25 protein-coding genes are annotated in these 24,169 nt (G+C 46.2%); 3 read left to right on the top strand and 22 right to left on the bottom strand.

Annotated features, from left to right (window positions below):
* Positions 1–93: 93 nt before the first annotated feature.
* Positions 94–669, top strand: a complete 576-nt coding sequence (locus J8Z23_RS06640; protein WP_005397767.1) for a nucleoside triphosphate pyrophosphohydrolase family protein — start codon at positions 94–96, stop codon at positions 667–669.
* A 67-nt stretch (positions 670–736) separates the two neighbouring features.
* Here the strand turns inward: J8Z23_RS06640 and btuD are convergent, their stop codons facing one another.
* The 8 genes from btuD to cobT form a co-directional block, all read right to left on the bottom strand.
* Positions 737–1,504, bottom strand: a complete 768-nt coding sequence (gene btuD, locus J8Z23_RS06635; RefSeq protein ID WP_434635235.1) for a vitamin B12 ABC transporter ATP-binding protein BtuD — start codon at positions 1,502–1,504, stop codon at positions 737–739.
* Complete coding sequence (gene btuC / locus J8Z23_RS06630; RefSeq protein ID WP_434635234.1) at positions 1,491–2,486, bottom strand: vitamin B12 ABC transporter permease BtuC; 996 nt, start codon at positions 2,484–2,486, stop codon at positions 1,491–1,493. The genes btuD and btuC overlap by 14 nt, the downstream gene beginning before the upstream one ends.
* 82 nt (positions 2,487–2,568) lie before the next feature.
* Positions 2,569–3,597: a succinylglutamate desuccinylase gene (locus J8Z23_RS06625; RefSeq protein ID WP_258680923.1), complete on the bottom strand. Its 1,029-nt coding sequence runs from the start codon at positions 3,595–3,597 to the stop codon at positions 2,569–2,571.
* 274 nt (positions 3,598–3,871) lie between these two features.
* On the bottom strand, positions 3,872–5,668 hold the full coding sequence (locus J8Z23_RS06620) for a M3 family oligoendopeptidase (RefSeq protein ID WP_434635233.1): 1,797 nt from the start codon (positions 5,666–5,668) through the stop codon (positions 3,872–3,874).
* A gap of 128 nt (positions 5,669–5,796) precedes the next feature.
* Complete coding sequence (cobC, locus tag J8Z23_RS06615) at positions 5,797–6,411, bottom strand: alpha-ribazole phosphatase family protein (RefSeq protein ID WP_434635232.1); 615 nt, start codon at positions 6,409–6,411, stop codon at positions 5,797–5,799.
* Between the two features lie 11 nt (positions 6,412–6,422).
* On the bottom strand, positions 6,423–6,956 hold the full coding sequence (gene cobU / locus J8Z23_RS06610) for a bifunctional adenosylcobinamide kinase/adenosylcobinamide-phosphate guanylyltransferase (protein ID WP_434635231.1): 534 nt from the start codon (positions 6,954–6,956) through the stop codon (positions 6,423–6,425).
* Positions 6,953–7,759: an adenosylcobinamide-GDP ribazoletransferase gene (locus J8Z23_RS06605; protein ID WP_150918548.1), complete on the bottom strand. Its 807-nt coding sequence runs from the start codon at positions 7,757–7,759 to the stop codon at positions 6,953–6,955. Before J8Z23_RS06605 ends, cobU begins: the two co-directional genes overlap by 4 nt.
* Positions 7,759–8,802: a nicotinate-nucleotide--dimethylbenzimidazole phosphoribosyltransferase gene (cobT, locus tag J8Z23_RS06600; protein WP_065646827.1), complete on the bottom strand. Its 1,044-nt coding sequence runs from the start codon at positions 8,800–8,802 to the stop codon at positions 7,759–7,761. Before cobT ends, J8Z23_RS06605 begins: the two co-directional genes overlap by 1 nt.
* 246 nt (positions 8,803–9,048) lie before the next feature.
* Here cobT and J8Z23_RS06595 point away from each other — a divergent pair, with 246 nt between their 5' ends.
* Both J8Z23_RS06595 and J8Z23_RS06590 read left to right on the top strand, forming a co-directional pair.
* Entirely contained in the window at positions 9,049–9,738 is a 690-nt protein-coding gene (locus tag J8Z23_RS06595; protein WP_193447165.1) for an NAD(P)H-binding protein, read from the top strand.
* A gap of 200 nt (positions 9,739–9,938) precedes the next feature.
* Positions 9,939–11,312, top strand: coding sequence for an L-cystine transporter (locus tag J8Z23_RS06590; protein WP_005377885.1), 1,374 nt, complete (start codon positions 9,939–9,941; stop codon positions 11,310–11,312).
* Between the two features lie 394 nt (positions 11,313–11,706).
* Here the strand turns inward: J8Z23_RS06590 and J8Z23_RS06585 are convergent, their stop codons facing one another.
* From J8Z23_RS06585 to J8Z23_RS06520, 14 genes are all read right to left on the bottom strand, one after another.
* Complete coding sequence (locus tag J8Z23_RS06585) at positions 11,707–11,952, bottom strand: hypothetical protein (protein ID WP_029822200.1); 246 nt, start codon at positions 11,950–11,952, stop codon at positions 11,707–11,709.
* Positions 11,953–11,981: 29 nt separating this feature from the next.
* Complete coding sequence (locus J8Z23_RS06580; RefSeq protein ID WP_434635230.1) at positions 11,982–14,822, bottom strand: hypothetical protein; 2,841 nt, start codon at positions 14,820–14,822, stop codon at positions 11,982–11,984.
* A 54-nt stretch (positions 14,823–14,876) separates the two neighbouring features.
* Positions 14,877–17,636: a host specificity factor TipJ family phage tail protein gene (locus tag J8Z23_RS06575; protein WP_434635229.1), complete on the bottom strand. Its 2,760-nt coding sequence runs from the start codon at positions 17,634–17,636 to the stop codon at positions 14,877–14,879.
* On the bottom strand, positions 17,593–18,015 hold the full coding sequence (locus J8Z23_RS06570) for a hypothetical protein (protein ID WP_229631743.1): 423 nt from the start codon (positions 18,013–18,015) through the stop codon (positions 17,593–17,595). Before J8Z23_RS06570 ends, J8Z23_RS06575 begins: the two co-directional genes overlap by 44 nt.
* Complete coding sequence (locus tag J8Z23_RS06565) at positions 18,012–18,464, bottom strand: DUF1833 family protein (RefSeq protein ID WP_434635228.1); 453 nt, start codon at positions 18,462–18,464, stop codon at positions 18,012–18,014. Before J8Z23_RS06565 ends, J8Z23_RS06570 begins: the two co-directional genes overlap by 4 nt.
* Before the next feature lie 10 nt (positions 18,465–18,474).
* A complete protein-coding gene (locus J8Z23_RS06560; protein ID WP_025500492.1) occupies positions 18,475–19,026 on the bottom strand; it encodes a hypothetical protein in 552 nt (183 codons plus the stop codon).
* A complete protein-coding gene (locus tag J8Z23_RS06555) occupies positions 19,026–21,284 on the bottom strand; it encodes a hypothetical protein (protein ID WP_434635227.1) in 2,259 nt (752 codons plus the stop codon). The genes J8Z23_RS06560 and J8Z23_RS06555 overlap by 1 nt, the downstream gene beginning before the upstream one ends.
* Complete coding sequence (locus tag J8Z23_RS06550; protein WP_025500496.1) at positions 21,265–21,549, bottom strand: phage tail assembly protein T; 285 nt, start codon at positions 21,547–21,549, stop codon at positions 21,265–21,267. The genes J8Z23_RS06555 and J8Z23_RS06550 overlap by 20 nt, the downstream gene beginning before the upstream one ends.
* Before the next feature lie 65 nt (positions 21,550–21,614).
* Entirely contained in the window at positions 21,615–22,085 is a 471-nt protein-coding gene (locus J8Z23_RS06545; RefSeq protein ID WP_343349991.1) for a phage minor tail protein domain-containing protein, read from the bottom strand.
* A gap of 3 nt (positions 22,086–22,088) precedes the next feature.
* Complete coding sequence (locus tag J8Z23_RS06540; RefSeq protein WP_029822208.1) at positions 22,089–22,592, bottom strand: phage tail tube protein; 504 nt, start codon at positions 22,590–22,592, stop codon at positions 22,089–22,091.
* Between the two features lie 2 nt (positions 22,593–22,594).
* Positions 22,595–23,041, bottom strand: a complete 447-nt coding sequence (gene gpU / locus J8Z23_RS06535; RefSeq protein ID WP_029822209.1) for a phage tail terminator protein — start codon at positions 23,039–23,041, stop codon at positions 22,595–22,597.
* A complete protein-coding gene (locus J8Z23_RS06530; RefSeq protein ID WP_025632824.1) occupies positions 23,031–23,663 on the bottom strand; it encodes a phage tail protein in 633 nt (210 codons plus the stop codon). Before J8Z23_RS06530 ends, gpU begins: the two co-directional genes overlap by 11 nt.
* The gene (locus tag J8Z23_RS06525; RefSeq protein ID WP_029822210.1) at positions 23,660–23,938 is read right to left on the bottom strand and encodes an ATP-binding sugar transporter from pro-phage family protein; all 279 of its coding nucleotides are present in this window, start codon (positions 23,936–23,938) and stop codon (positions 23,660–23,662) included. The genes J8Z23_RS06530 and J8Z23_RS06525 overlap by 4 nt, the downstream gene beginning before the upstream one ends.
* Complete coding sequence (locus J8Z23_RS06520) at positions 23,931–24,122, bottom strand: hypothetical protein (protein ID WP_025632827.1); 192 nt, start codon at positions 24,120–24,122, stop codon at positions 23,931–23,933. Before J8Z23_RS06520 ends, J8Z23_RS06525 begins: the two co-directional genes overlap by 8 nt.
* Between the last annotated feature and the right edge of the window lie 47 nt (positions 24,123–24,169).

Below are 24,169 nucleotides of genomic sequence, written 5' to 3'. Positions count from 1 at the left end.
TATCACCAGTTAGATGCAATGCCCTTGGGGTTCAAAGTGCGGTTTGGTATCATTGCCGCTTCAATCGATTCAATGGATTCAATGGAAATTAGAATGCAACTGTCAAAGCTAACCCAAGAGATTTTTGATCACTTATACCGTGATATCACCGAGTTCCGTAGTACGTTCGACTTACCAGTCGCAGACGCTGCAAGCCTTGATGCGCAAGCAGATACACTACACACCTCTTTGGCGATCGAAGAGCTAACAGAGCTAGCAGAAGCAGATTGTAAAACCGAGCAAGCGGACGCCATCGTAGACAGCGTGTATGTATTAATGGGCCGTCTTGTTCATCTTGGCCACAGCAAAGTAGAAGATAACCTAGCGATCAGCTACTTAATTGATCTTCTATTAAACGTTGCAGTAAACCGTGGTATCGAATTTATTCCTTGCTGGGATGAAGTACATTCAAGCAACATGAGCAAAGTATGCCGTAACGAGCAAGAGTACTCAGAAACAGAAGCATTCTACGCGGAACAAGGCATCAAGTTGATGGCGGTGCAGAAAGGTGAATACATCATCGCAAAATGCGCCGAAGATTTCGTATCGGAAGGTAAAACCATTCGTAAAGGCAAAGTACTCAAATCAGTTTACTACCGCCCAGCAGATCTAAAACCGCTAACTCAGTAAGCGTTGAGTTTGGCTATCTCGATTAAAAAAACGACCTCAAGTAGGTCGTTTTATTGTCTCTTAAATACTAATCAAAGATTAAATAAGGTTGCTCATCTACGATGACCTTTTTGACTTGAGTATTGAATACTTCCCCGAGGGCTTCTTCCGTTAGCACAGTATCGGCATTTCCTGATGAGTGCAGCACACCGTTGTTAAGCAGCAATACTTTATCTGCGTGCTTTAATGTGCGGTTGAGATCGTGATTAGCAACCAATACTCCAATTCCCTGCGCCGCCATAGCGTTAATCAATTGATAGAGCAGACCCTCTTGCGCAATATCTAACGGTGCTGCTGGCTCATCCAAAATTAAAAACTGCGAAAAAGGATTAATGGTACGCCACACCTGCAAACATACACCTGCTAATCGGACACGTTGCCACTCACCGCCGGATAATGTTTGAATACTGCGATGAAGCTTATCTTGCAGCTGTACCAGCTCCACCACCATATTGACGGCATCACGCACTTTGATATCCGCAATCTCAGCACCACTTGGCAGAGATAAAGCGAGATACTGAAACACATCGACATTAAATGCAGGGCGTGATTGCTGACACAAATAACCTCGAACATGAGCTTGCTCTGACAACGGTAAAGTAAGCAAGTTTTTGTCGCCAACGCACACTTCACCACTCATACCCTCTCGGTGGCTTAACGTACCAGAAATCGCAGCCAATAAAGTACTCTTACCTGAACCATTAGGCCCAACGACATGTACGATTTCGCCTGCTTTGCATTCAAAAGAAAGAGGCAATAATCGACTACCAACCGATATATGTTTAACGTGCATCATGACTCTTCACCAGCATCCAGATGAAAATGGGTGCGCCAATCGATGTTGTCATGACACCTAAAGGTAACTCAGCGGAGTCCAATAAAAGTCTTGCGCCGATATCAGCAAATACAAGTAACGCTGCGCCAGATATTGCAGAAAGTGGCAATAAATAACGGTTTTCTGTACCAAAAGCCAAACGCAACAAGTGCGGTACCACCAAGCCAACAAAGCTGATGATGCCCCCCAAAGCGACTGAACTACCTACCAAAACAGAAATGGCTAGGATCAGTTTCCAACGCATTTGATGTACATCGACGCCCAATTGGGTCGCATGAATCTCACCCAGCATCAATTTATCAAGCGACTTGCCTTTACAACACAACCAGGTAAGCACTGGTAACATCACCAAGGTAACGGTATGTTGATACCAACTTGCACCGCCAATACTGCCCATTAACCAATACATCAGTTGGCGTAAACTGAGATCATCACTAAAGTAAAATGCCCACGTCACAATCGCGCTCGATAAAATACCCAATGCGACCCCAACCAAAAGCAATCGAGCCGTCGTCAGGTGCATTGCCCTTGCTATCGCTATCAAAACAAACGTGAACACCATCGAGCCTGCAATCGCTGCCAACATAAAAACAATCGGGGTAGGAAGAACAGGTGACGCGAACATGATTAAGACCATTGCTAAGCTTGCACCACCAGATATACCGAGTACGCCTGGTTCAGCCAACACGTTCCCAAGCAACACTTGTAACGTCGCGCCAGATACCGCTAACGCAGCACCAATAATTGCCGCAGACACCAACCTCGGTAAACGCAAGTCCACCAGTAGCTTATGTTCAAATGCAGATAAAGATTGAAAAGGAGAAAGGAAAATTTCTCCGACCATCAAGTGGATGGCAGAGAGTACAGCGAGCACGATCGACATAACCATCAGGTTACGTTGCCAGCGTCGTTCCTTGTTCAGGATAAGTTGTTGAAAATCCATAGCGGCCGATAAAAACAAACGAGGCTTAACCTTACAGTTAAGCCTCGGTAAATTGCAATTAACTTCTCAAAGCAATGTTGGATTAATCGTAAACCAACTCACCCTCTTCAAAACGGGTTTTCACTTCACAAACCATCAGAGCTGCACGTTGACCTATCGCGACGTGGCGGTTCGGGAAGACAATCGCTTCGTTTTCATTCTTCGCCATTAATGGTTTGTCGCCATCATGACCAAACACTTCGCCGTGAACAAATGAAGTGAAGTTTTCAACATTGTCGTCGAACATAAAGTCAAAATCTTCGTTCAAGCGAACGATTGTGCGACTTACTCGATATTTAATGCATGGTTTTGGTAGGTGTTCTGGCTTCGTTTCCGCAATCAAATTACGTAAAGACAAATCAAACGCAGTCAATTTATCGAGGTCATTTTCACCAATACGAGCCACACGACCAAGCTCCATTGTGAGAGCTTGCGCACCAAAGTTCTCGGCACTGTACCAGCTAAACGTACTCGATGGTGAGTTTGACAAGAGCACAGCTTCAATGTGTGCACTGTCCAAGAAATCGATTAATGCCTTGCTTCGCACAGGATGACGAGTCTTAGGACTCACTGCAAACGTATAGTGCTTCGAACCTCTAATCGCGCAGTGTAAATCAAGGTGCCAGCGTGTTGTCGGGTTGGTATCCTGATAGAAATCGCGAACGAGCAGCTTTAGCGTATCAGCGATGACAAGCTCTTTTGTCTGTTTGTGTTCTTTTTCGTCAAACAGACGGTTGAGGTTTTCTTCAAGGAATCGCGTGTGCGCCAGAGTGGATTCTGGGTGAGCGATAATGAACAGACAACGGGTATCGACCTTCTGGAACCCAGATTCTATGTCTTGAATAATGGAATCCACCAGCTCCATCGGTGCCGTTTCATCTCCGTGAACCCCACAAGAGATGATGACGTTCTTCGTATCCTGAGTATAGTTCTCAGGGATCACTTCTAGTACACCACGCTGATAGAGTTTAAGTTTTACACCGTTAGAAAGCACCTGCTCCGCTGGTGCAACATCGATATGAACATCTAACGTGTCAGTTAAAAACGATTGGCGAAAGAGAGACTTCGTCATGCGTTACTCCTTAATAGCACGGCGGGTATGTTAATAAATTGTACAAAGGATTTTTGTTGCTGCGATCTCACTTATGAGTAGAAATCACTATTTCCCTCGAAAATCCGATACCTTTTCGCGCCAGGCACTCAAATCAAGCATTGAGGCGTTTAATTTTTGAACAATTACAAAGTGTTAGGGCTGTGAACTTTACCACAGCCCTGATTAAGATCATTATGATTTGATCAAATTTTTGTAGCTATAAAGCAGATTATGCATCAACACTGCGAAAAACTTAGCCGCGCTGTGCGAGCAAACGCTCAAACTCATCGACTTTTTCACGCACTAGCTCAACGCTCTGCTGCCAAAACGTTGGTTGAGTTAAATCCATCGATAGATGCTTTTCGACAACATCTTCCGCCATCATGCAGCCAGTATCGCGCAGCAAATTGATGTAATCGGTGTAAAACGCTTCGCCTTTGGTTTCTCGCTGTGCATAAATACCCTTGCTGAATAAGAAACCAAACAGGTATGGGTAGTTATAAAAACTCACACTATCGATAGAAAAGTGCAGCTTGCTTGCCCAGAAGTACGGATCCGGCTCGCTCATTACGTCGCCATACCATTCTTTCCAAGTTTCAGACATCAACTCACAGAATTCATCTGCGGTTAACTCTCCATCCTGGCGGCGTTCATAGAACGATTTCTCAAACTCATAGCGGACCGGAATGTTGATCATTAAAGCTAGCGCAGATGACAACTCTTCCCACAACATCTCTAGCTTTTCATCGACGCTCTCCGCTTTCGAAATCAAATGATCACGAACGATGTTTTCTGCAAAAATAGAGGCGGTTTCTGCTAACGTCATTGGATAGTAAGTTTGGCAAAGTGGCAAATCACGAATAACCCAGTTATGAAACGCATGGCCAAGTTCATGTGCAAGAGTCATAAGGTCTGGGCGACTGCCACTCCAAGTCATAAACACAAGGGGTGTTCGCGTTGCTGGCAGTTTGGTGCAGTATGCGCCGAGGCGCTTGCTGGCATTTGGCGCGGCATCAATCCATCCGTTTTGTACCATCAAACGGACAAACTCCGACATCTCAGGGTTTACTGTTTCAAATGCTTCACAAATAACATCAATCGCTTCATCAAAGTCGTAGACCTTCGCTTCACCGCTCAAAGCAGGCATAGCCGCCAGATGATTCCAAGGTTTCATCTCATCCAGACCATGTACTTTCGCCATCAATAAACCCGCTTTCTGACCAATAGCTCGACTGTCTTTGGCTACTGTCATCATCGCATCTAAAGTTTCAGCTTGGATTCGGCTACCATGCAAACTCGGCTCTAGGAAGTGAACTTCACGCTTCGTCGAACGCTTTTTGTTTTCAGTTAAACGCCATCCTGCTAACGCATTCAAAATTGCAGCGAATGATTCTTGGTGCGTTTGCATTGCATCTTGTACGCCTCGCCAAGCGGCTTCTTGACGCTCGAATTCAGAACCATAAAGAATGCTTGCCGCTTGAGAAAACCCAAGCACTTCACTCTTACCATCTGCGTACTCAAGCTTCACTTTCAATGAGCCAGTCAGGTTATCGTATAGGTTACCCCAAGCCGATTTACCATCCACACTCATCGCAGCAAGTAACTGTTCTTCGGCGTTACTAAGACGAGTATCCGCCAGCTTTCTGGAGTTCAAGATAGAAAATGCTTGCCCACTGATATCAGGATTCTCATGATCTAACACGCGCAAGATAAACTCTTCGTCGGCATGCGTTAGTGCCAAATCAAAGGGACTGAACGCTTGAGAAAGCTCCGAAAAGATGCGGGTCATTTTACCAAGTAACGATTTCGCTTCGGCGTTTGTTGCATCAACAGAAGCATAACAACTCGCAAAATTTGCAACTGTGCCCGCTAAACGACTCGCGGCTTCATTGGTCAAAATCGCATTTTGCATGATCTCTACGTTGCCGCAATCTGCTGATTGTTTATTCAAAAGATCAATACATTGTTCCACAAGAGCAATATCGTCTTGAATTCGTGGGTCAGAAAGGTCGTTATAAACGATGGACAAATCCCAACTCGGCGTTGTCATTTCTATATTTCCTTTTTATGTAACTGAGTCAATTTTCGCTTCCTGCACCTAGCAGATGGGCTTCCACTGACATCTTCCGTGACTATGCCCATAAGCAGTATCGCTTTGGGCATTTTAATATTTATAAATTAACGAGTTAAAAGAGGTACGCCAATCGAACGCACCGAGGCGTAAATTTGCTCATCTATGGTAATTGTTATATGCGTGACAGAAGCGTTTCCTATCGACAACGTCGAATACCACTTGGGGTTACGCCAATCTAACTCCAATACATGAGCAAGAATCATACGAATGACGCCACCATGCGTGACGATAAGTAGATTGTCATTGATATCGTTGATGATTTGAGACCAAACGCGACATATGCGCTCAGAAAATGTGCTTAAGCTCTCAGCGTTCGGCAACGTATGTTGTGCTGGCGATTGCCAAAAAGCATCTAGCTTTTTCCATTGTTCAGTGAGCATATCAAAAGGCATACCATCAAAATCACCAAATGCCATCTCTTGTAAAGATTCATCCGTCATTACTGGTAATAATTGCTGTTCAGCAATTATATTTGCCAGTTCTTGACAACGTGAAAGAGGAGAACAAATCACTCCACCCACACCTCGTCCACTCTCGATCCAAGCCCGAGCAATGCTTTCTTGGTCAGCAGGCGTAACTTTTACATCTGTTTGGCCATGGAGTCCTGGTGGAGCATCTACTTTTCCATGACGCACAAGAAAGATATTGAGTGTTTTCATTTTGTTCCATCCTACTCTTTAAGAACCAACGGCAAACCAGCAGCAACAAAGGTAACACGATGGCAAACACTGGCTAGTTTTTGATTCATCCGTCCTGCATTATCCACAAAGTAACGACTAACCACCCCCAAAGGCACAATACCCATTCCAACTTCGTTAGAGACGAATATTAACGTCGCATCTGAGCCACGCACCACCTGTATAAGCTTTTCAATTTCTGCTTCTAGCTTCTCATTGGAACATTCATCACCTAACTCAAATATCCAATTATTGAGCCACAAGGTTAAACAATCGACCAGTACAACATCGGTGTTAGCGAAATTTGTCAGTAACTCAGATAAATGAAGGGGGCATTCATGCTCTTGCCACTCGCCCCCTCGTTGCTTTTGATGATGCGCTATTCGCTCTCGCATTTCTTGGTCAAATGGCAGCGCGGTTGCAACATAATGTAATGAGTGTTGAGAAGTGGTCGATAATTGCTTGGCTGTTTTTTCCGCCAAATGCGACTTCCCAGAGCGCGCGCCACCGAGTATCAATTGCTTCATGAGATGTGATAAAACCCAATCATAGTGAGATAAACAAGCAGTTCCGATAGCTGCTGCGCTGCGCCAAGACAATCCCCCGTAAAGCCGCCAATTCGCTTGGTTAACCAACGTTTGAACATCAAACGAAATACCACGAGAACAAGCGATATAAAGATCGCCTGCGTGATACCAAGCACAAGCAATGTTATGCCACCAGTAAACAACAAAATGGAGACTTCTAAAGAAGACTGGCTATTTGCCAGCGGTTTACTTTTCGACGTATCACTGTCACTGACATAAGGCATGTCATAAATAAGCGTCGCGGCTAGTGCTCGGCTTGCGGTATAAGCGACGACAATGACCAACCAAAACTGCGGCAAGTTAGCCAGTTCACTCCAAAAAACATACTTAGCCAATAACGCCATAATGAGAGTGGCTGCACCATAAGTGCCAATGCGGCTGTCCTTCATAATAGAGAGGCGTCGCTCTACGGTCATGCCACCGCCAATGCCATCCGCCATATCAGTCAAGCCGTCTTCGTGAAATGCCCCTGTTAACAATAAGCTAAACACCATCGTTAATACTACGGCAACCGATTCTGGGAAAAGAATTGAGGTGAGCGAAAATACCAGAGCACAAAGCGCTCCAAGCACGAGACCAACTAACGCGAAATAACGTCCGGCCTGATTCATGCGTTCTTCACTGTATGGCAACGCTTGGGGTACGGGTAAGCGACTAAAAAAACTGATAGCTAATAGAAACAACTCCCACTGGTATCTTAACGATGATGGCGTGACGTTCTCAGAATTATCAGGGACTGACACTATACTGTAACTCCTGCACTCTCAAAGCTCGCCATCTTGTTGTAAAACTGGGCAGCAGCTTTTAACAAGGGTAAGGCAAGAGCGGCTCCGGTTCCCTCCCCTAATCGTAAACCAAGATCGAGTAGAGGTTCTGCTTTTAGGTACTCTAATACAAACTTATGTCCATTTTCTTCGGAGCGGTGGGCAAACAACATGTATTCGCGTGCTTCTTCGTCTAGCAACGTTGCAATATACGCAGCAACCGATACGATAAATCCATCCACTAAAACTGGGGTTTTAAGCCGCTTGGCTTCTAAAAATGCGCCCACCATTTGTACGATTTCAAAGCCTCCAACCTGTGCGAGAATCGCTTTAGTATCAAGACCTCGACATCGGTTCACGCCCTGTGCCACTAGTTTATATTTACGGCTCAACTGCTGTTGATTGATTCCTGTACCGACACCAACACAATAGTCAATATCTAATGAACTCAGCGCCGATAACAGTGCGGAAGCCGAACTGGTGTTACCAATGCCCATCTCACCGAACATCAATAGATTTGAGCCAGACAAAATGGTTTGCTCAGCAATCTTCGCACCATACTCTAAACCTAGCGCCACTTGTTCTGGGGACATCGCTGATTGTTTAGAAAAATTAGCCGTACCGTTACCCAACCGTTGTTCAACCAAGTTGGGATGAGACTTAAATTCTGGAACCAGCACATCAATAGGTGCCAACATGCCGCAATCTATTACTTTGAGTTGGATGCCATTGATGTCGCAAAAACAGTTGATGGCAGCGCCGCCGGCGAGAAAGTTAGCCACCATTTGCTGAGTGACTTCGCTTGGCGCAATGCTTACGCCCTCCTCTGCAACGCCGTGATCTCCAGCAAATACCAGCATGCTCGGTTTACAGATAGCGATGGAATCAACTGGCTGAGGTTTATCCTGACTTTGAATAAGAGCTAGCTGTAGTGCCACCTTTTCCAATAAGCCTAAAGAACCGACGGGTTTGGTTTTGTTATCTATGCGCGCTTGTATCTCCGCAGCAAAAGAGTCATCCATTTTTACGTTCCTTTGATGTTGTCTGGGTGAGAGGTGTTCCATTGATTAAGAAATCTTGCTCAGCCCCAGTTTTGAGCGTCCACTATTGTATACCCTTGCATCCGCTTGGGGCAGCGCTAATCAGATTTCTGTTAGGAAAGTCTACTGAGTTCGCAGAGCGTCTCACCTTTCGAGCATTCGATTATAAGTAACTCCTTGAAATCCGCTACAATAGCTTAGGCTATATTCCCATATAGGAGAAAAGATATGGATAACAACACCTGCGCCATCATCGCTGGGGCGACTGGCTTAGTCGGTTCAAAAGTCATTACAAACCTCATAAATCAATCAGGTGTTGGTACCTTATATTATCTTTCTCGCCGCCCACTCGATGGCGTCATAGATGCGGACAATAAGCTTGTTCCTCTCATTGATGCCGACCTCTCTATCCACCAATGGGATGATAACCAACCAACACCAACCATCGGCTTTATCTGTTTAGGTACGACCCTTAAGCAAGCCGGCAGTAAGGATAATCTGCGTAGAGTAGATGTTGATCTGGTGTGTAAAGTCGCCCAACAGATGAAAACAATCGGAGTTAAACGCCTTGCGGTTGTTTCTAGCCTTGGTGCAAATAGTAAATCGCCATCCCATTACCTAGCCTGTAAAGGACAAATGGAACAACGAATCGAAGCTATGGGCTTTGAGGAAATTGTGTTTGTTCGCCCAGGCCCGCTTGTTGGTCAACGTCAAAGCCCAAGAACGGACGAGAAGTTAGTGCAAACTCTGTTTAAGGTAATTCGCCCATTCATGCTTGGCAAACTGTCCAACTTTTTACCTATTCGAGCGGAAGATGTCGCCAAAGCGATGATTTATCAACTTTTCAGTTATCAAGAAGACTCGGTGGTTTACTTACAAAGGCAAGAAATGCGTGACTTACTGCATCACTACGAATAACCATTTTGTACATTTAACGTGCTAATTCACACTCTCACGCGACTTAGATCTCGTTTTTATATTCATTTTAGATCTAGCTAATACCCGTTTGTCATTTTTAAAGTTATATCGCGAGCGTTATCTTACGCCCCATAAACAAATCCGTATAAAACCCCGTATAAAAAACAACCGCCATTTCGGCAGGTTGATAAGGTCAGATTATGAATTTTGCAGTGATAGCCTCTCTAGCCGTCTTTGTTGGCATATTGTTCTTTCTTTTTAACCAACAACAAAAGAAACACACACTTTCTCGTCTCGTTTTAATCGGTCTTGTTACTGGTTCTCTTTTTGGTCTTGCTTTGCAACTCATTCACGGTGAAGGCAACAGCGCAATTGCTCAAACACTTGAATGGGTAGGCATTGTAGGCAGTGGCTACGTTGGTCTACTGAAAATGGTCATCATGCCACTAGTATTGGTATCGATGATCTCTGCAGTTGTTAAATTGGAGAAAGGTGGATCATTAGGTAAAATTTCTGGCCTGACCATCTCTGTTCTTCTAGTAACGACTGCAATTGCTGCACTTATCGGTATCTTGGTGACAACAACATTTGGCCTGTCAGCAGAAGGGTTAACTGAAGGTGCTCGTGAAACCGCTCGTATCGCCGTTTTAGAAAGCCGTGCTGGTACAGTAAGTGACCTGACTATTCCTCAAATGCTAGTTAGCTTCATTCCAACCAACCCATTTGCTGATCTAACAGGTGCTCGCTCGACCTCAATTATCGCTGTCGTTATCTTCGGTGTATTAACCGGTATCGCCGCTCGTAAGGTGATGATGGAAAAAGCAGAGTTAGAATCACCGATTCGTACTTTCGTAGAAGCAGCTCAATCAATCGTTATGCGATTAGTGAAGATGATCATGGCGTTAACGCCATACGGCATCGCAGCACTGATGGCAAAAGTGGTAGCGACATCAAGCGCAGGCGACATCCTAAACCTACTGGGCTTTATTGTGGCGTCTTATGTTGCTATCGCTCTGATGTTTGTTGTTCACGGCGTATTAGTCTCTTTTGTCGGCGTTAGCCCTGCGGAATACTTTAAGAAAATCTGGCCTGTACTGACCTTCGCGTTTACATCTCGTAGCTCAGCAGCAACGATCCCACTAAACGTAGAAGCGCAAATCACGAAACTTAACGTTCCACCAGCGATTGCAAACCTATCAGCATCGTTTGGTGCCACTATCGGCCAAAACGGCTGTGCGGGTATCTATCCTGCAATGCTGGCAGTGATGGTAGCTCCGACAATGGGTATCAACCCTCTGGATCTGCACTTTATCCTGTCATTGATTGCGATTATCACCATCAGCTCATTTGGTATTGCAGGTGTAGGCGGCGGTGCAACGTTTGCAGCATTGATTGTTCTTCCTGCAATGGGCTTGCCTGTGACCATCGCGGCGCTGCTTATCTCTATTGAACCATTGATCGATATGGCACGTACCGCACTGAACGTTTCAGGATCAATGACTGCGGGTACAATTGCTAGCCGAGTGCTGAAGTCACCAGAAAGTGAAGCAACATTGGAAGAAACACGAGCATAGAACTCAAATTCTTTCCAAAGCGATAAAACGTAAAGTATCAAGCCGATGGTTCGCCATCGGCTTTTTCATTTTCAAAAATTCAACTTGCATCTTTCGTTGCTAGTCAAGGCGTTGAATGGTCTAATACTGTCATCGGTTTTGTAAACGGTAAGCAGAATGCACCAAGATAATCAGCCCACTTTTTTCTTCTTTGATTATGAGCGACACTTTGTAAGCTACTGAATATAAATAATATAAATTGCACACATCTAATTTTGAGACACAACTTAGACACAAAAAAGCCGAACAAACAGACATAAAAAAGGGCCACCGCGCAATGCAGTGGCCCTTCTTGATTCATATTATTGCTAGGCCATGGCTTTGGGTCCATGGACACATAACGGCGCATACAGCCCTAAACATAAGGTCTGTAGTTGTGGTAAAACTTTCGCGCCTGATCGACTTCCCATTCAAACGCCTTTCGGCAATGGTCATCCTGCTTGAATAGCTTCAAGAAAAGCCAATCAATCAGCTTGATGGGCGAGCGCTTACCTTGTCGCACGCGGATGTAACTCCAGCCGCTAATCGTGAGATCAGACTGACCAGTAAGCAAGTGCAGCACAAACAGGATGCGCATAAACAGGGCTTTAAGTTTTGCCATGATGACTCCTATTTCTCATAAATCACCCGTTAGTTGAAATCTACAACGTTGCCTTTAACTGTAATGAGCATCCCTAAGTCTTTTGTTCCTCCCACATTAATCTGAAGAACGTTCTGATCAGTAAGTCTGAACTTGAATTCACTGATGTCTGCAATACCTGTGTTAGACATACAGACCAACCCCGCCGCGACGGCTTTAACTTCATTGTTCCCAATAGTAAACAGGCCTTCACTTTGAAGAGGTAGCTCAGCATCCACAATCGCATTGTCTGGACTCAGAGAAAGAAGGAATTTTGCATCGATAAAACCAGACCCACTGTATGCTTTAGCAGGCTTAATGCACAACTCGCAAGAAGCGATCGGTGCATTCAGTGAAGCTATTTTGCAAACATTCATCCAGTTTGCTATTTCATCTATCTTTCGGTAGAACTTTTTCTGGACAGTACCAACATACCCACCATCGGTCAGCATGGAATCACTGCTATCAGTCCAAACCGGATCAATTTTATTTCGCCAAGACTGCCCTTCAAATATCCCATGAGGCCCCATTGCAACCGTTTGGGTTAGGTAGTTATCTTGCCCTAGCGCCAACTTGAATACAGATACGTTTTCTGCAATTACCTTATCGACATCATAAGGCTCAACCAAACGAACTTTTGATGAGGTGCCAGACTCATCACCAATACAGTGCAGGGTTTGCATTGTCCCAACTCGACAGCTGTTCGGATATTGCGTTTCAGACGTCGTCTTTAAGGTTGTGATGCCAGAGAATACTGGTTTCGGTGCGCTTTCAATCTCTGCCCCAACAAACCCTAATAAGTAATACACATCGGAATACTTAATATTCATGGTCAGATTGTTGTACTGCCAATCGCCATACATATAGAAACCACGACCGCCATCCACTCGAATAAAGTGAGGAGCACAGTCCATGTAGCAATCGGCCATCTTGATATCATCCGTAACAATAAGATCTTCAGCGATGCCAACAAAAGTGGTCCCAATAATTGAGCGACGATAGTTCTTAAACTTACATTTCGTGGCTTCAAAACCGTCAACAGTTAGAGCACTTCCAGAGATGGACCACTGAGTAAAGTGCAAACTATCACCCAGGTTTGTCCACGTATCACTTAATGGTTTACCTGTAATTGTGTTGATTTGGTCTGGCTTAACAAGCAACGTAGAACGCCCATCACACTCGACGTTATGCATTTTAACTTTACCAAGTTTATTGATCCGGCTAGTTGGGTAAAATTCAACATCATAGTTACCACGTCTCAACTTACCGTTTCTTAATTCAATATCACCTCCAGTATCTTGTACGAACGATTGCTTGGCGTTGTCGTAGCTGAGATAGATATCCCAGTCTTCATCAAAATACGCGTTAACTTTTTCGCCACGAAGCAAGAACCCATCAAGAAACTGTCCCTTAAATTTCGTCCCCTTTACAAAGAGGTAAGCTGGATCAACGCCTTCTCCTATCTCTGTAACCATCGAAACATAATATCCAGCTGCAGCCTCTTCCATGTTCCCGCCAAGAATGGTGGCCATCATTGAGCGATTTGCGCCTTTAAAATACAAACCTGCCTTGCCGAACTTGGCATTTCCTATCCAAGTATTCTTAACGAGGCCACGCATTCCAACAGGGTTAGAAACCGTGACTTTATTCCCTTGAATATCGGTGATGATGTTATATGAATCGCCAGAGTTTCTGAGCGCGTTAGCCCATTTATTTCCGTATCCATCATCCCCCATCATCGAAGTTGCTAGGCTATCTCCAACACGTAAGTCACTGGCATCGACGACATCAATCACCGTTTCACCTGGAGCATGATCTCGGGCTACTAATGCTTTTCTGAGCCCACAGTGAATATTCCCACCATCTCTCAAGTCAACAACAAAGCTTTTTCCCTCAGCCTCAATGGTTAGTTCCAAATCGTCAAAGCGGACCAACCCACCGTTTTTTACCGTGAGCTTACGGATATTGGCCGCTTTAGGCACAGTGCGTTCTGAAAGCCATACTTCCACGCCATCAATGATCACTTCTTCATGGTCAAGCATCGCTTCAATGATGAAGTCCGTAAAAGAAACGTCACGCTCTATCGTGTTAGTTTTATTGAATATTAGTTTCTTTTCATTTTTGATTTCAGCTGTATGAGCCATTGAACCGTCAGTAAAGTACAAACGGCCATTTTCAAAGTGAGAAACGGTTCTATCTGAAAGTGAGATTGGGTAAACACTGTGAAGTTTATCGCTGATAACCGCTTTACCAACAACGGCTGGAATGATGTCTCCTGCCCTCAAACTATCAACAGAGCCCAATGGCGCAATGAGCTCAGAGGCAGCCAATCGAGCTGACTTGCTGGCGACTGTTTGCGTGAAGTTTTGATCTGCGGCACTGACCAATGAATACTGCTCTTTAGTAAAGACATTGCCCGTATTAAACGGCAACAAGCTTAACTTAGGGGCATACCACTCACCGGAGTCTGTTGGGTATTCAAAAGCAACGTCTTTATGATCGTCAACAGTTAAGTCAAGGTTCGCAACCCACGGTCCTACTCTCTTATAGGTGTACTGGGTTTGAAACTTGGACTCGAATTCCGCCATTCGAACCGCGAAGTCATTTTTCTGTGTTTTATCCTGAGTATCAAACTTAGTCTGATTCTGTTTGGATTGGCTATCGAAAGCCGCTTGATTGCTACTAATCGTTCGCAGAGCGATGTTGTTAATGCCTGCTACCGACAATCCCTTTTCACCCGTAGGTTTAGTGTAGTGTTCGCTCTCGGTAGTGACATATTCATGCGAGGCCAGTCCTGATTGCTCGATTAGCTTAGCCGCGGACAAAGTGCGTTGTTCAATATTTTGGGTCATGAATAAACCTCATAAAAAAGCCCAGCGCGAGGGCTGGGCATTGAGTGCTTGAATTTATGCGTAGGCATCCACGCGAGGGTCATCTTCGATAGCGGCGCAGCCGACCTCAAACTCCCCTTTTTGTTTGACTTGCTGCAGGATGCATTTCTTGTACATGGTGTCGGCTTGGCCAAACATGTATTCGCTTGGCTTTTTGCCCTTTTCACCCACCGCGATGATCTTTTCGGTTGGCTCATCGACCAGAATGACAATATCTGGCGCCTCAGTCGGCTCGACTCGGTACGGGCCATGCGTTCCTTTGTTGCCTCGGTTAAACAGCAAATAATGCTGCTTACCTGGTTCCCATTCCAACAGTCCCGAAAGCTGCAGGTATTGATTGCCATCGGCGGCGTTTAGCGTTTCGATCACCTGCCCCGACGCGCCCCAACTCACCGCATCGTGCGCCACCGGAATCACATCACCGTAGTTCGACTCCCATCCATCCATGTCGGTGGTGAAGTCAATGTTGGTGCGGCGGTAGGCTTGCACAGCGGCATGGAATAGCCCTTCCCTTTTGGCCTGCTCTTCGTTGGTGACAAAGTTCAGCTTAAGTGGGTTCGGGTTGTAGCCGTTCTGCCCTGGTAAGGTACACAATAGGGTTTCAGATTTTCTTGACTGAGGATTGAACCACTCGACTTCGACGCCGTCGTAGTCATCTTCCTTCACCATGTCGATGTCGACAGAAAAGCTGTCTGGGGTCATGTTCACGGGTGAGTATGGTTTGCACAGCGTTTCTCTTGGCTCATCGCGCCACATGCTGACCGTGCCAAGCTCGATGCGAGGGTAAGCGCGTCCCGTTTCGAGTAGCCTACGTAGCGCTTCCCAAAACGTGGTCGGTTGGTCAAATAAGCCATCACACTTATCGCCTCGCGATCCCCATTTATCTCGGTAAGCCAGCAAGGTATCTAGGTCAATGGCATCGTCTTCTAGCCCTGCCCCGTACACATCATTGCGGCAAGCATCAATGACCGCATCCGCAATGGAGCGAGTTGGCTCTTCAACATAACTGCCGTCGTCTTGGTGAACAGGCAGGATGCGCGTCGAATCATTCCAGTATTGGCTATTGGCCTGCTGACTGAGCGAGTTGGTGGCTTTGATTTTCAGCGTGATGATGGACTCTTTTTCATTCGTATAGGTTTTCTGAATGACGGACTTCAGCCCCATCCACTGCACTTCATCAAACACTTTGGTTGCTTTAGTTACGGTGCTCAAACGACGACAGCCCACTTCCCAACGACCTGGTGCGAGTCCCATTTCCTCTTTCAGCCAAACGGTGATGCGCTGCGGCGTGTTATCGCCCTTTGTCAGGGTTAACTTATGGGTTTGATAAGCCTGATTCGTGCCCTCTGGCCGCACACGCACTTGCCATTCACACGTTCGAGCGTTGATGTCACCATTCTTGTTCATGGTGCCAAGGCCGCGAGGGAAGATAAAATCCAGTCCCACATCAAGCGCGGTCGCATTGCTAGGCACACAAAGAAAGTCACCGACCCATTCAGCTTCTCGATCCCGTTCTAACACCGAAATTTCTGCGCTAGGCGTATCTGAGGTAATAAAGCCATTCCAACCAGGTACTTCTTCCAATGTGATGGAGTCCACCAAGGCTAGAGTGCCGTTACTGTCTTTACACACGTAGGTACCATCATTGCCCACCGCCTCATAAATCCGAACATAGACGTTGGTCATAGGATGGAATCGCGTAACTTCAGTGCCACCATCCGGTTTAACCCGAATGCGATTCCCTGCAAGCAAAGCGGTGACAATGTAGGTACCCGAGTTGATCCCTGCGCCTGTGATTATCATCCGATCATTCACCGCTAACGTTCCCCAACCTAATGGGTTTTCAATTTCGTCTGGCAGCTCTTCAGGGTCGATAACGTCACCATCATCGCCCATATCATGAAAGTGGATGTTGCCCTCAAAGTAGAGACTTTCCTGAGTAGTAGAAGTGATAACCACATGCTGGCCTGCATCCCACGGCCACTTATCGCGGCGCAATGTCGACGTGTAATCACCATTGCCTGTATGAATGCTGTAGTTAGACCACAGCTCAACCACCTTGCCACGAAAACGCGCTTCGTTGCTGCTGGTCTCTGCGACCCAATCCGAGGTCACACCATCGAGCTTTAAGCCGCCTTGACCATCGGATGAACCTACCTCTTTGGAGGTCCAGACGATGTGATGGAAATGATCCACCACTTCACCAGGCTTATATTCTCGGATTTCAATGTCGGGGTTATCTGGTTTGATTTCCGTCTCACCAATAACGTGGCGATGGTAAAGAAACTTGCCAATGCCCTGAGAAAAGGTCTGGTAGTAATACTGCTCGTTGTTTTCGTACTCCCACCAATCTGGGGCAATGATGTCAGGGTAATGCGGCATACGCCCATAACGCACTGGAACGGGGTTACCAAGTTTTGGCTTATTGCCTTGGCCGTTGTAGTTGTACACCGAGCTGGCCTGCTTGGTGTTCTGGTTGCCGCTCATGTCCGGCATGTTCATGTACATGTAGACAGCAGAGGCCGCTGACAGGGCCAACGCAGCATAGACAAGCCAATCCACACCAAAGCCGATTTTAGGACGAATACTCACCACATCACGTTCGCTGATGATCACATTGAAATCATCGAGCCGGTTAAAATTTAAAGTGGCATTGAAGGTTTGGTTCGGGAAGTGTTTTTCTAGCCAATCCGACAAGCGAGTGCCAGCATCGACGGTGTGAACCTTGCGTTTATCCTTTCGTATCGGATGTTGAAACTCGACAATGTGTGGCATGACGATAAAACTCCACGGTATCAAATCGGCGGCGGAACTGGTTTAACGGTTCAATCTTGACGGTGCAGCCAAGGGTATGGATGACATAACCTGGCATTTGCTCGGCGGAGAATACGCCGCAATGCCATTTGCCTTTACCAGAGGCGGCGACCATGCACAGGTGCTCTGGCTTTTGAATGGGTTCGATTAACTGGCCTTGATAGCCATCAATCAGCTCATGGGCGTAGTCTGGTGTGACAAACTGGTCCATATGCTTGGGCAGATTTTCAAGGTGCAAGAAACGCTGCCATGCCTCACGCACCAGCAGGACGCAGCCGTCCACCGGAAAGTGACCATCTGGCAGCGATTTAAAGTAAGCAATCATGGATGGTTTACTCATATGTACATCAATCCTGGGTGCGTAACGTTGTTGTAAATCGGGCGCATGAAGCGGCGGTTGGTCAAATCTTTCCATGAGTTCGTGAGGGTCACGGTCATGGCGGTGATTTTGGCCGAGGACATGGTGAGTCGAATTCGCTTGTTGCGCGGCTTACTCAAGTCGTCGGTGTCGTATTCGCGGTAAATGCTCACCACTGGAATCACGGGTTCGTGTCGCTTGGCGGTTTCAATCGCCTTGGAGAGCGTGAGGTCGGTATTGGGCGCGGCCACGGTGAGAGCTTCTTGCCCTTTGGTTGCCTTTTCGGGCAACTGAAAAGCAAACTGGCCTGCTGTGAACCACGCCCACTCGCCTGACTCAATTCCGGCATGTAGGTCAATTCCGTCCTTCACATAACGCAACACCCCTCCTGGTAAGGAGGGGTGCTGATATTCAATCGTTGCTATGATCACGTTTGCCTCACTATGGCATTTTGAATACGGCCTCTTCGGCAGCTAACGCGGCCTTTTCGATGCCAGATAAAGTATCTCGGGAAAGTACGCGAGCGGTGTAGCGCTCCAGTTTTAAAGCGCGGAAGGTTTGCACTTTGGCTTTAAGTTCCCATATGGAACCAAAGTCTTTGCGACCACCTTTATAAACGAATGGGGTGTCCTCGCCTGGTGTGGCGGTAAACTGGCACTTATGAACTTCAAGGTCGTAGTCGCCCGTTCGAAGCGGCAAATAGAACCACTCCACGCCTGCTTCCAGTTCATTGAATACCCAACTCTCGAATACCTCTTTTTGCTCTCCGGTGAACCGGAATGGTAAGACAAATTCAGCAGGGGCTATGCGAGAGCGACGACGCATGGTGGCCAAGCCCAAATCCATCTTTGAGCGTATGACCGTTTTGCCATGTTGATACTGATACCCTTTGGATTTTGGCAACGGCAATATGCCGTTACCAAAATACTTGCACGGGTAAAGGATCACGTTCGGGTTCAATTGTGCCAACACTTCAGGTTTGACGGTTGCCATTATTTGAATCCTCCTGGCTGAACGCCAAGCGTTTTAGAGATGTAGCTAAAGTATTTCCCACCACTTTGCGCATCCTTCATCATGATGTTGAGGACTTTGTTCTCGTCATCAATCTCAGCGTGAGTACCAGGCTCGGCTTCATGAATAATGATGGTCCAAGGTTGGGCGCTGGCTCCGTTCCCGTTCGCGGCCATGCGGTTTTGGTAAGCCATGGTCGGGTCGTTGGCAGCAAATGGTTGACGATACATTGCCATGGTGGCTCGGTACATTTGGTCAATGCGTCGCGCTGACTCGTTGGTGTAGACTCGCTCACCTGCTTTTAACGTCCAGTTTGACTCACTGCGACCTGCGAACATTGGCACTTCTTCAATGCCGTTGTGCGCCATGCCTGCGACAGCTTGCCCCATGATTAAGCCTGCGCTGGCAGCAGCCAAAGTACGAATGACCATTGCTTGACCGACACCTGCAATAGGACCCAAACCGATAGGCGGTGGAGCCAGTGCAGCCGTCGCGGCAACTTCACCTTGCATATAGACCTGAGCAGCAGCCATGGCTTTTTGCGCAGCGAATGCCGCCTTTTGAATGAACGAGCCTTGTTTGGCAGTTTGTTCAATCAATGATAGGCCTTGCGACGCTAAGCCAAACTTCATCGAGAGGACGGATTGCTCAATGCGTTTTTCCGTATCGGCTCGCCGTTTGGACGCACGCTCTGCCGCTTTGGTTTTGGCTTCTTCTTTTGCGATATAAGCGTCAATTTCTCGCTGAATCGCTTCATCTTGCTTACGTTCGAAATCTTCAAGCTCGGTGTCGTAGAACTCTTTCTCGCGCTCTTTGTACTCCGCTTTGATTGCAGCCAGTGACTCAAAACCACGCTGCTCAATTTCTTGCTCTGAGAGTTTGAGGTTTTCAATATCTTCAAGGCGCTGCTCATGCGAAAGCTTTAGTTTTTCACGTTCGCTGGCGTACTGATTATCTAAAGTGGATAACCTTGCTGCACCAGCGACTTGAAGGCGTTCTAACTTTTTAGACTCTGAATCACTGTTATAACTGTCATCAACATCGTCATTTGCAGGCTTTGAGCTTGGAGGTGTGTAATCAAAATTACTGGACCAACGCTTTTGTTGCTCTACTATCTTGTCGTTTAACTCTTTCAACTCATCACGCTTCATTCCTAAATCGCGTTGAAGGTTAAACCACTCATTCCGACTCTGACCAAACGGGTTAATGCTTGGTAGCTTATTTACATCTACACCTTCGTATTCTTTAAGCTCTTCTTGTAGCTCGATCATCTCACCGAAAATTTCACGGTGCTTCTCTCGCATTGAGGTTCCAGAGAACACATTGAGGGTCGCTGTGGCCATGCCAAACGCTTCAATTTGACTGGTGTAGTCTCTGACTCCCTTGGTCATATTGGAAACGAATGTATTTACATCGTCCATGGCAGGAAGCAGGCTATAAGTAACTTGACGAGAAAGGTTGCCAAATGCCCTGCTCATTTGCATTTCCATGTCGGAAATTTGCTGATCCATCTGTTTGAACTGCTGAATGTCATATTTTGACATTGCAACGTTCAAATCTTTGTAGTGACGCGTTAGTTCATACAATCTTTCGCCTTTGTTTTCCAACAAAGGCATTAGTGCCGATGCATCGTTAGCAATCGACTCTAAGTAAAAGATTTGCTGCTTCATAGGAACATTGGCTTGGTCCATGGCTTCTTTAATCGCAATTAAAGCCTCAGGTCCAGCCATTCTTTGCAGTTCACTTACCGTTAATCCAACTTTTGGCGCAATTTGTTCAAAGAAATCTTTAAACTCACCGCCTCCAGTCGCTGCATAGTCTCCTAATTTATCGTTAACATCCTTTAGGATGTCAGCCATCTTATCGCCTGCAATGCTATATTGTTCTGAAGCATAAGAAAGCTCTTGGATACGTTGCACAGACACTTGGGCAACTGTTGCTTGACGCTCTATTTCCCTTGCTTGCTGCGCACTTTGGCGAACCATGTATGTACTGGCTGCTACTGCTGCACCTACGCCTGCCGTTATCATTCCAGTCAGTTGTAGGGTTGCTGTACCCATTTTTCTAATACTACTTCCAGCTACATTGATTTTTCTTTCAAAGTTAGCTGTTTCATCATTCGCAACTTTGGCTTCTTTGGTGTAGCCACGCAGCATCTTTTTGGCGTAATCCACGTCCTTCTGAAACTTGGCGGTTTCAGTATTGAAGCGGATATTAAAATCAGCTATCTGGGCACTCAATACGGAATCCTCCTGCTGATTCGCTCAATGCCATCAGCTCTTCATCAGTGTATTCGTGGGGTTCTTCGGGCTCGTCGGTCACGGGTAGGAAATCACGGTATGAAACAGGCTCGTCTAACTTCACTCCTGCAGCCATGGCCGTGATATTCCAGTTAGACGCACAACTAACAGCAAAGCGCCAGTTATCCATGTGATGTGAAAAGCCCTGCTCCGAGAAATACTCTCGCCATTCGATGACCGTTTGACAGCTAATGGAAGCCAGCATGGTTCGCCAACAGATATGACCAAACTCGCGAGCAAGGTCTTGGGCGAACCGCCTTTCAGCCCGAATTAAGCTTTTGGGTCGACAGGATCCACATCGTCTTCCTGCTCACCGTCTTTTTCTGGCGTTTCTGGCTCAGCATCTTCTTCACTGGATGGGGCTTCATCAGGCAGTGACATACCAGAAAGCTTGGCCACTTCGTCATGAAGCTCTTTGATTTGCTCTTTAGACATGGCCGTCATTACGTACTGATGACGCTCATCAATATCATCGATATCGAAGTTCGTGCCATGAGCCACCAATCGAGCCTGCATGATGAAATTCAAACGGTTCCATTGGCGAGTGACCTTCTCCATTTTTTGCAGTTGCGCTTCTTTCTCTTCCTTGCTGGCTTTTTCTGATAACGCTTCAACCGACTCGGGAAAGGTCTGCTCTGAGCAGAAGTCCATGAAGTCGTAACGATCCAAACCAGACAACTGAGTGAGGGTGACTTTATCGTCACCCACAGGAACCGTCTTTTGCTTTAGGAATGTAGCCATAGATTAAACGCCCCCTTCAGCAGGCTGCGCTTGTTCAGCCAATAGCATTTCCGCGAGTTTTGGCTTGCCAACGTTTTTGATTTTTAGTGTTCGAGTGATCTTCTCTTTAATCGTTACCGCTTTACCCCATGAGTTAAGGTAACCAGAATACGCATCCACAGTGCCATTCGGGTATTTGGTTCGATATTCGGTAACAGTACCGTTCACTACATCATCAGAAAGTTGTTGTTGACCTGGTTCACCAGGTTTCCAAACTAACGTGATGGTCGTATCACCTGCTGACTTTTGACCCGGAGTGGTCTTTGCCCAGTCCGCATCAGGATCGTCTAGGTAGTTATCTTCTTCATCTTCAACCGTAACTTCACCTGGTTGAATTTCTTTGACGCCGCCTAATTTTTCCCATTTGGCGTCATCAAGGTAATCTGCAGTAGTAAGCAGTTCTTGGTCGTCTTTTTTGCGCCAAAACGAGGTTCCAGCACCTTTGATTGCTTGAGTTGGGTCCGACATGATTAAACCTCTTCGGTGTATTCAATAGTAAATGTTAAAACCGAGGAACCCCATGGGGCCCCTTCTTCGCGTACATAAGAAAAACCAGAACGATTACACAGACTGAGCAAACCATTAGCGGTGTAGTGACGGTCAATTACGTCCAGAACTTTCTCACTAAAGGTATCGAGGTCGTCATCCAGTTGATTGGTGGCCAAGTCCATAATCTCTACAGCAAGTACCGAGCTCCACTCCTCTTCATCAAAATCCTGCCCAGTGGATTCACCATCAAGCAAGTAGACCGAAATGGCTGGAACTTCGAGGTATCCTGTCTCACCGTCATCACTGGCTGTAACTGGTTCACCTCGGCCAGAAAAATAAGCAGCGATAAGGGGTTGCCCTTCACTGTCAATTAGTGCTTTTTCCAAGTCAGAAATGATCTGCTTTCGAATTTGTTTGTTAATTTCCACGCCCTACCTCCCGACGAACGATTAACCGAACCTGCTGGCCCATTGCATACATCAACTCTTTAGGCATATCTTTATCAATCAAACGACTACAGTTAGTTTCAAAAGCCGACGTAATCTCTTTGTAAATAGGAATAGCGCACATCTTGATTGGGTAACGAGCATCACTAGTACGCTGCATAATGTGCCATTTACCATTCTTCAGCTTCTGCAGAAAAGCATTGTCAAACTTATGTTTACCCACTTTTATGGACGTAAAACCAGAAACTTCGCGCTTGGTATAACGTCCATCTTTAGCACGGGTTGCACTTTGCACCTGGTAACGCCCTTTTTTACGCCGAATTTGTGTACGAGCTTCCCCTATGTGAATTGCTGGAATATCGGTACGCCTTACTCGAACATAAGCGACAGGCTGTTTTGGTGAGGCTTTTTTGGATACTCGGGCATAACGTCTGATGACTTTTTGCTGAACCTTGACCGCCTTAGAGGTGTCTTTTACTGAATGGCTAATAGCTCTCTTAGCGATTCGGTTTATTGCCATAGAAGCTGCACTTGGTACCGCTTTTTCGTCTAAAGCACTGAGGTTCTTTACTGCAGTTGCCAACTGGCGGTCTAGTTCATTCATTTCAGATCAAAGCTAATTAAGCCATCATGATACTCAGGTACATCAGCAACCATATGGCTGCGGCCTTTATAGGTAACTTTGTCACCTTTGCGAACCTTCACACCTGATGAACCAGAGATAGACAAACGGGTCACATTGGCAGCCATCATCCCAAATTGATCTTGTGATGTATTTGGAACCACTTTTGCAGACTGACCCGCAATGGTGGCTGACTCTCCGAATGCACCAAATAAAGCAGCATCCATTTCAGCCATAGATTGAGACCAATTACTCATCTTCGTCCTCTTCGACTTCAAGATCGTCTTCTGGAATCCAGACTGCTTTCTTTTGGCCAACCAGAGAACGGGCTTCAGACGGTGTAATGTCGCAGCCTTGCCCCACTTCTAGTGCCGTTTCAGGCTTCAATAATTGACCGCGACAACGAAATGGTTGTGTAACTAAAATTGCTTTGACTGACATTTGTTTCTCCAAATAAAAAGCCACTCGATTGAGTGGCTTAGCTAGTA

It is taken from the genome of Vibrio sp. SCSIO 43086 (assembly GCF_051132235.1).
Taxonomy (GTDB): domain Bacteria; phylum Pseudomonadota; class Gammaproteobacteria; order Enterobacterales; family Vibrionaceae; genus Vibrio; species Vibrio diabolicus.
Note: the sequence above shows the minus strand (reverse complement) of the source record. Positions and strands in the feature narration are given on the sequence as shown.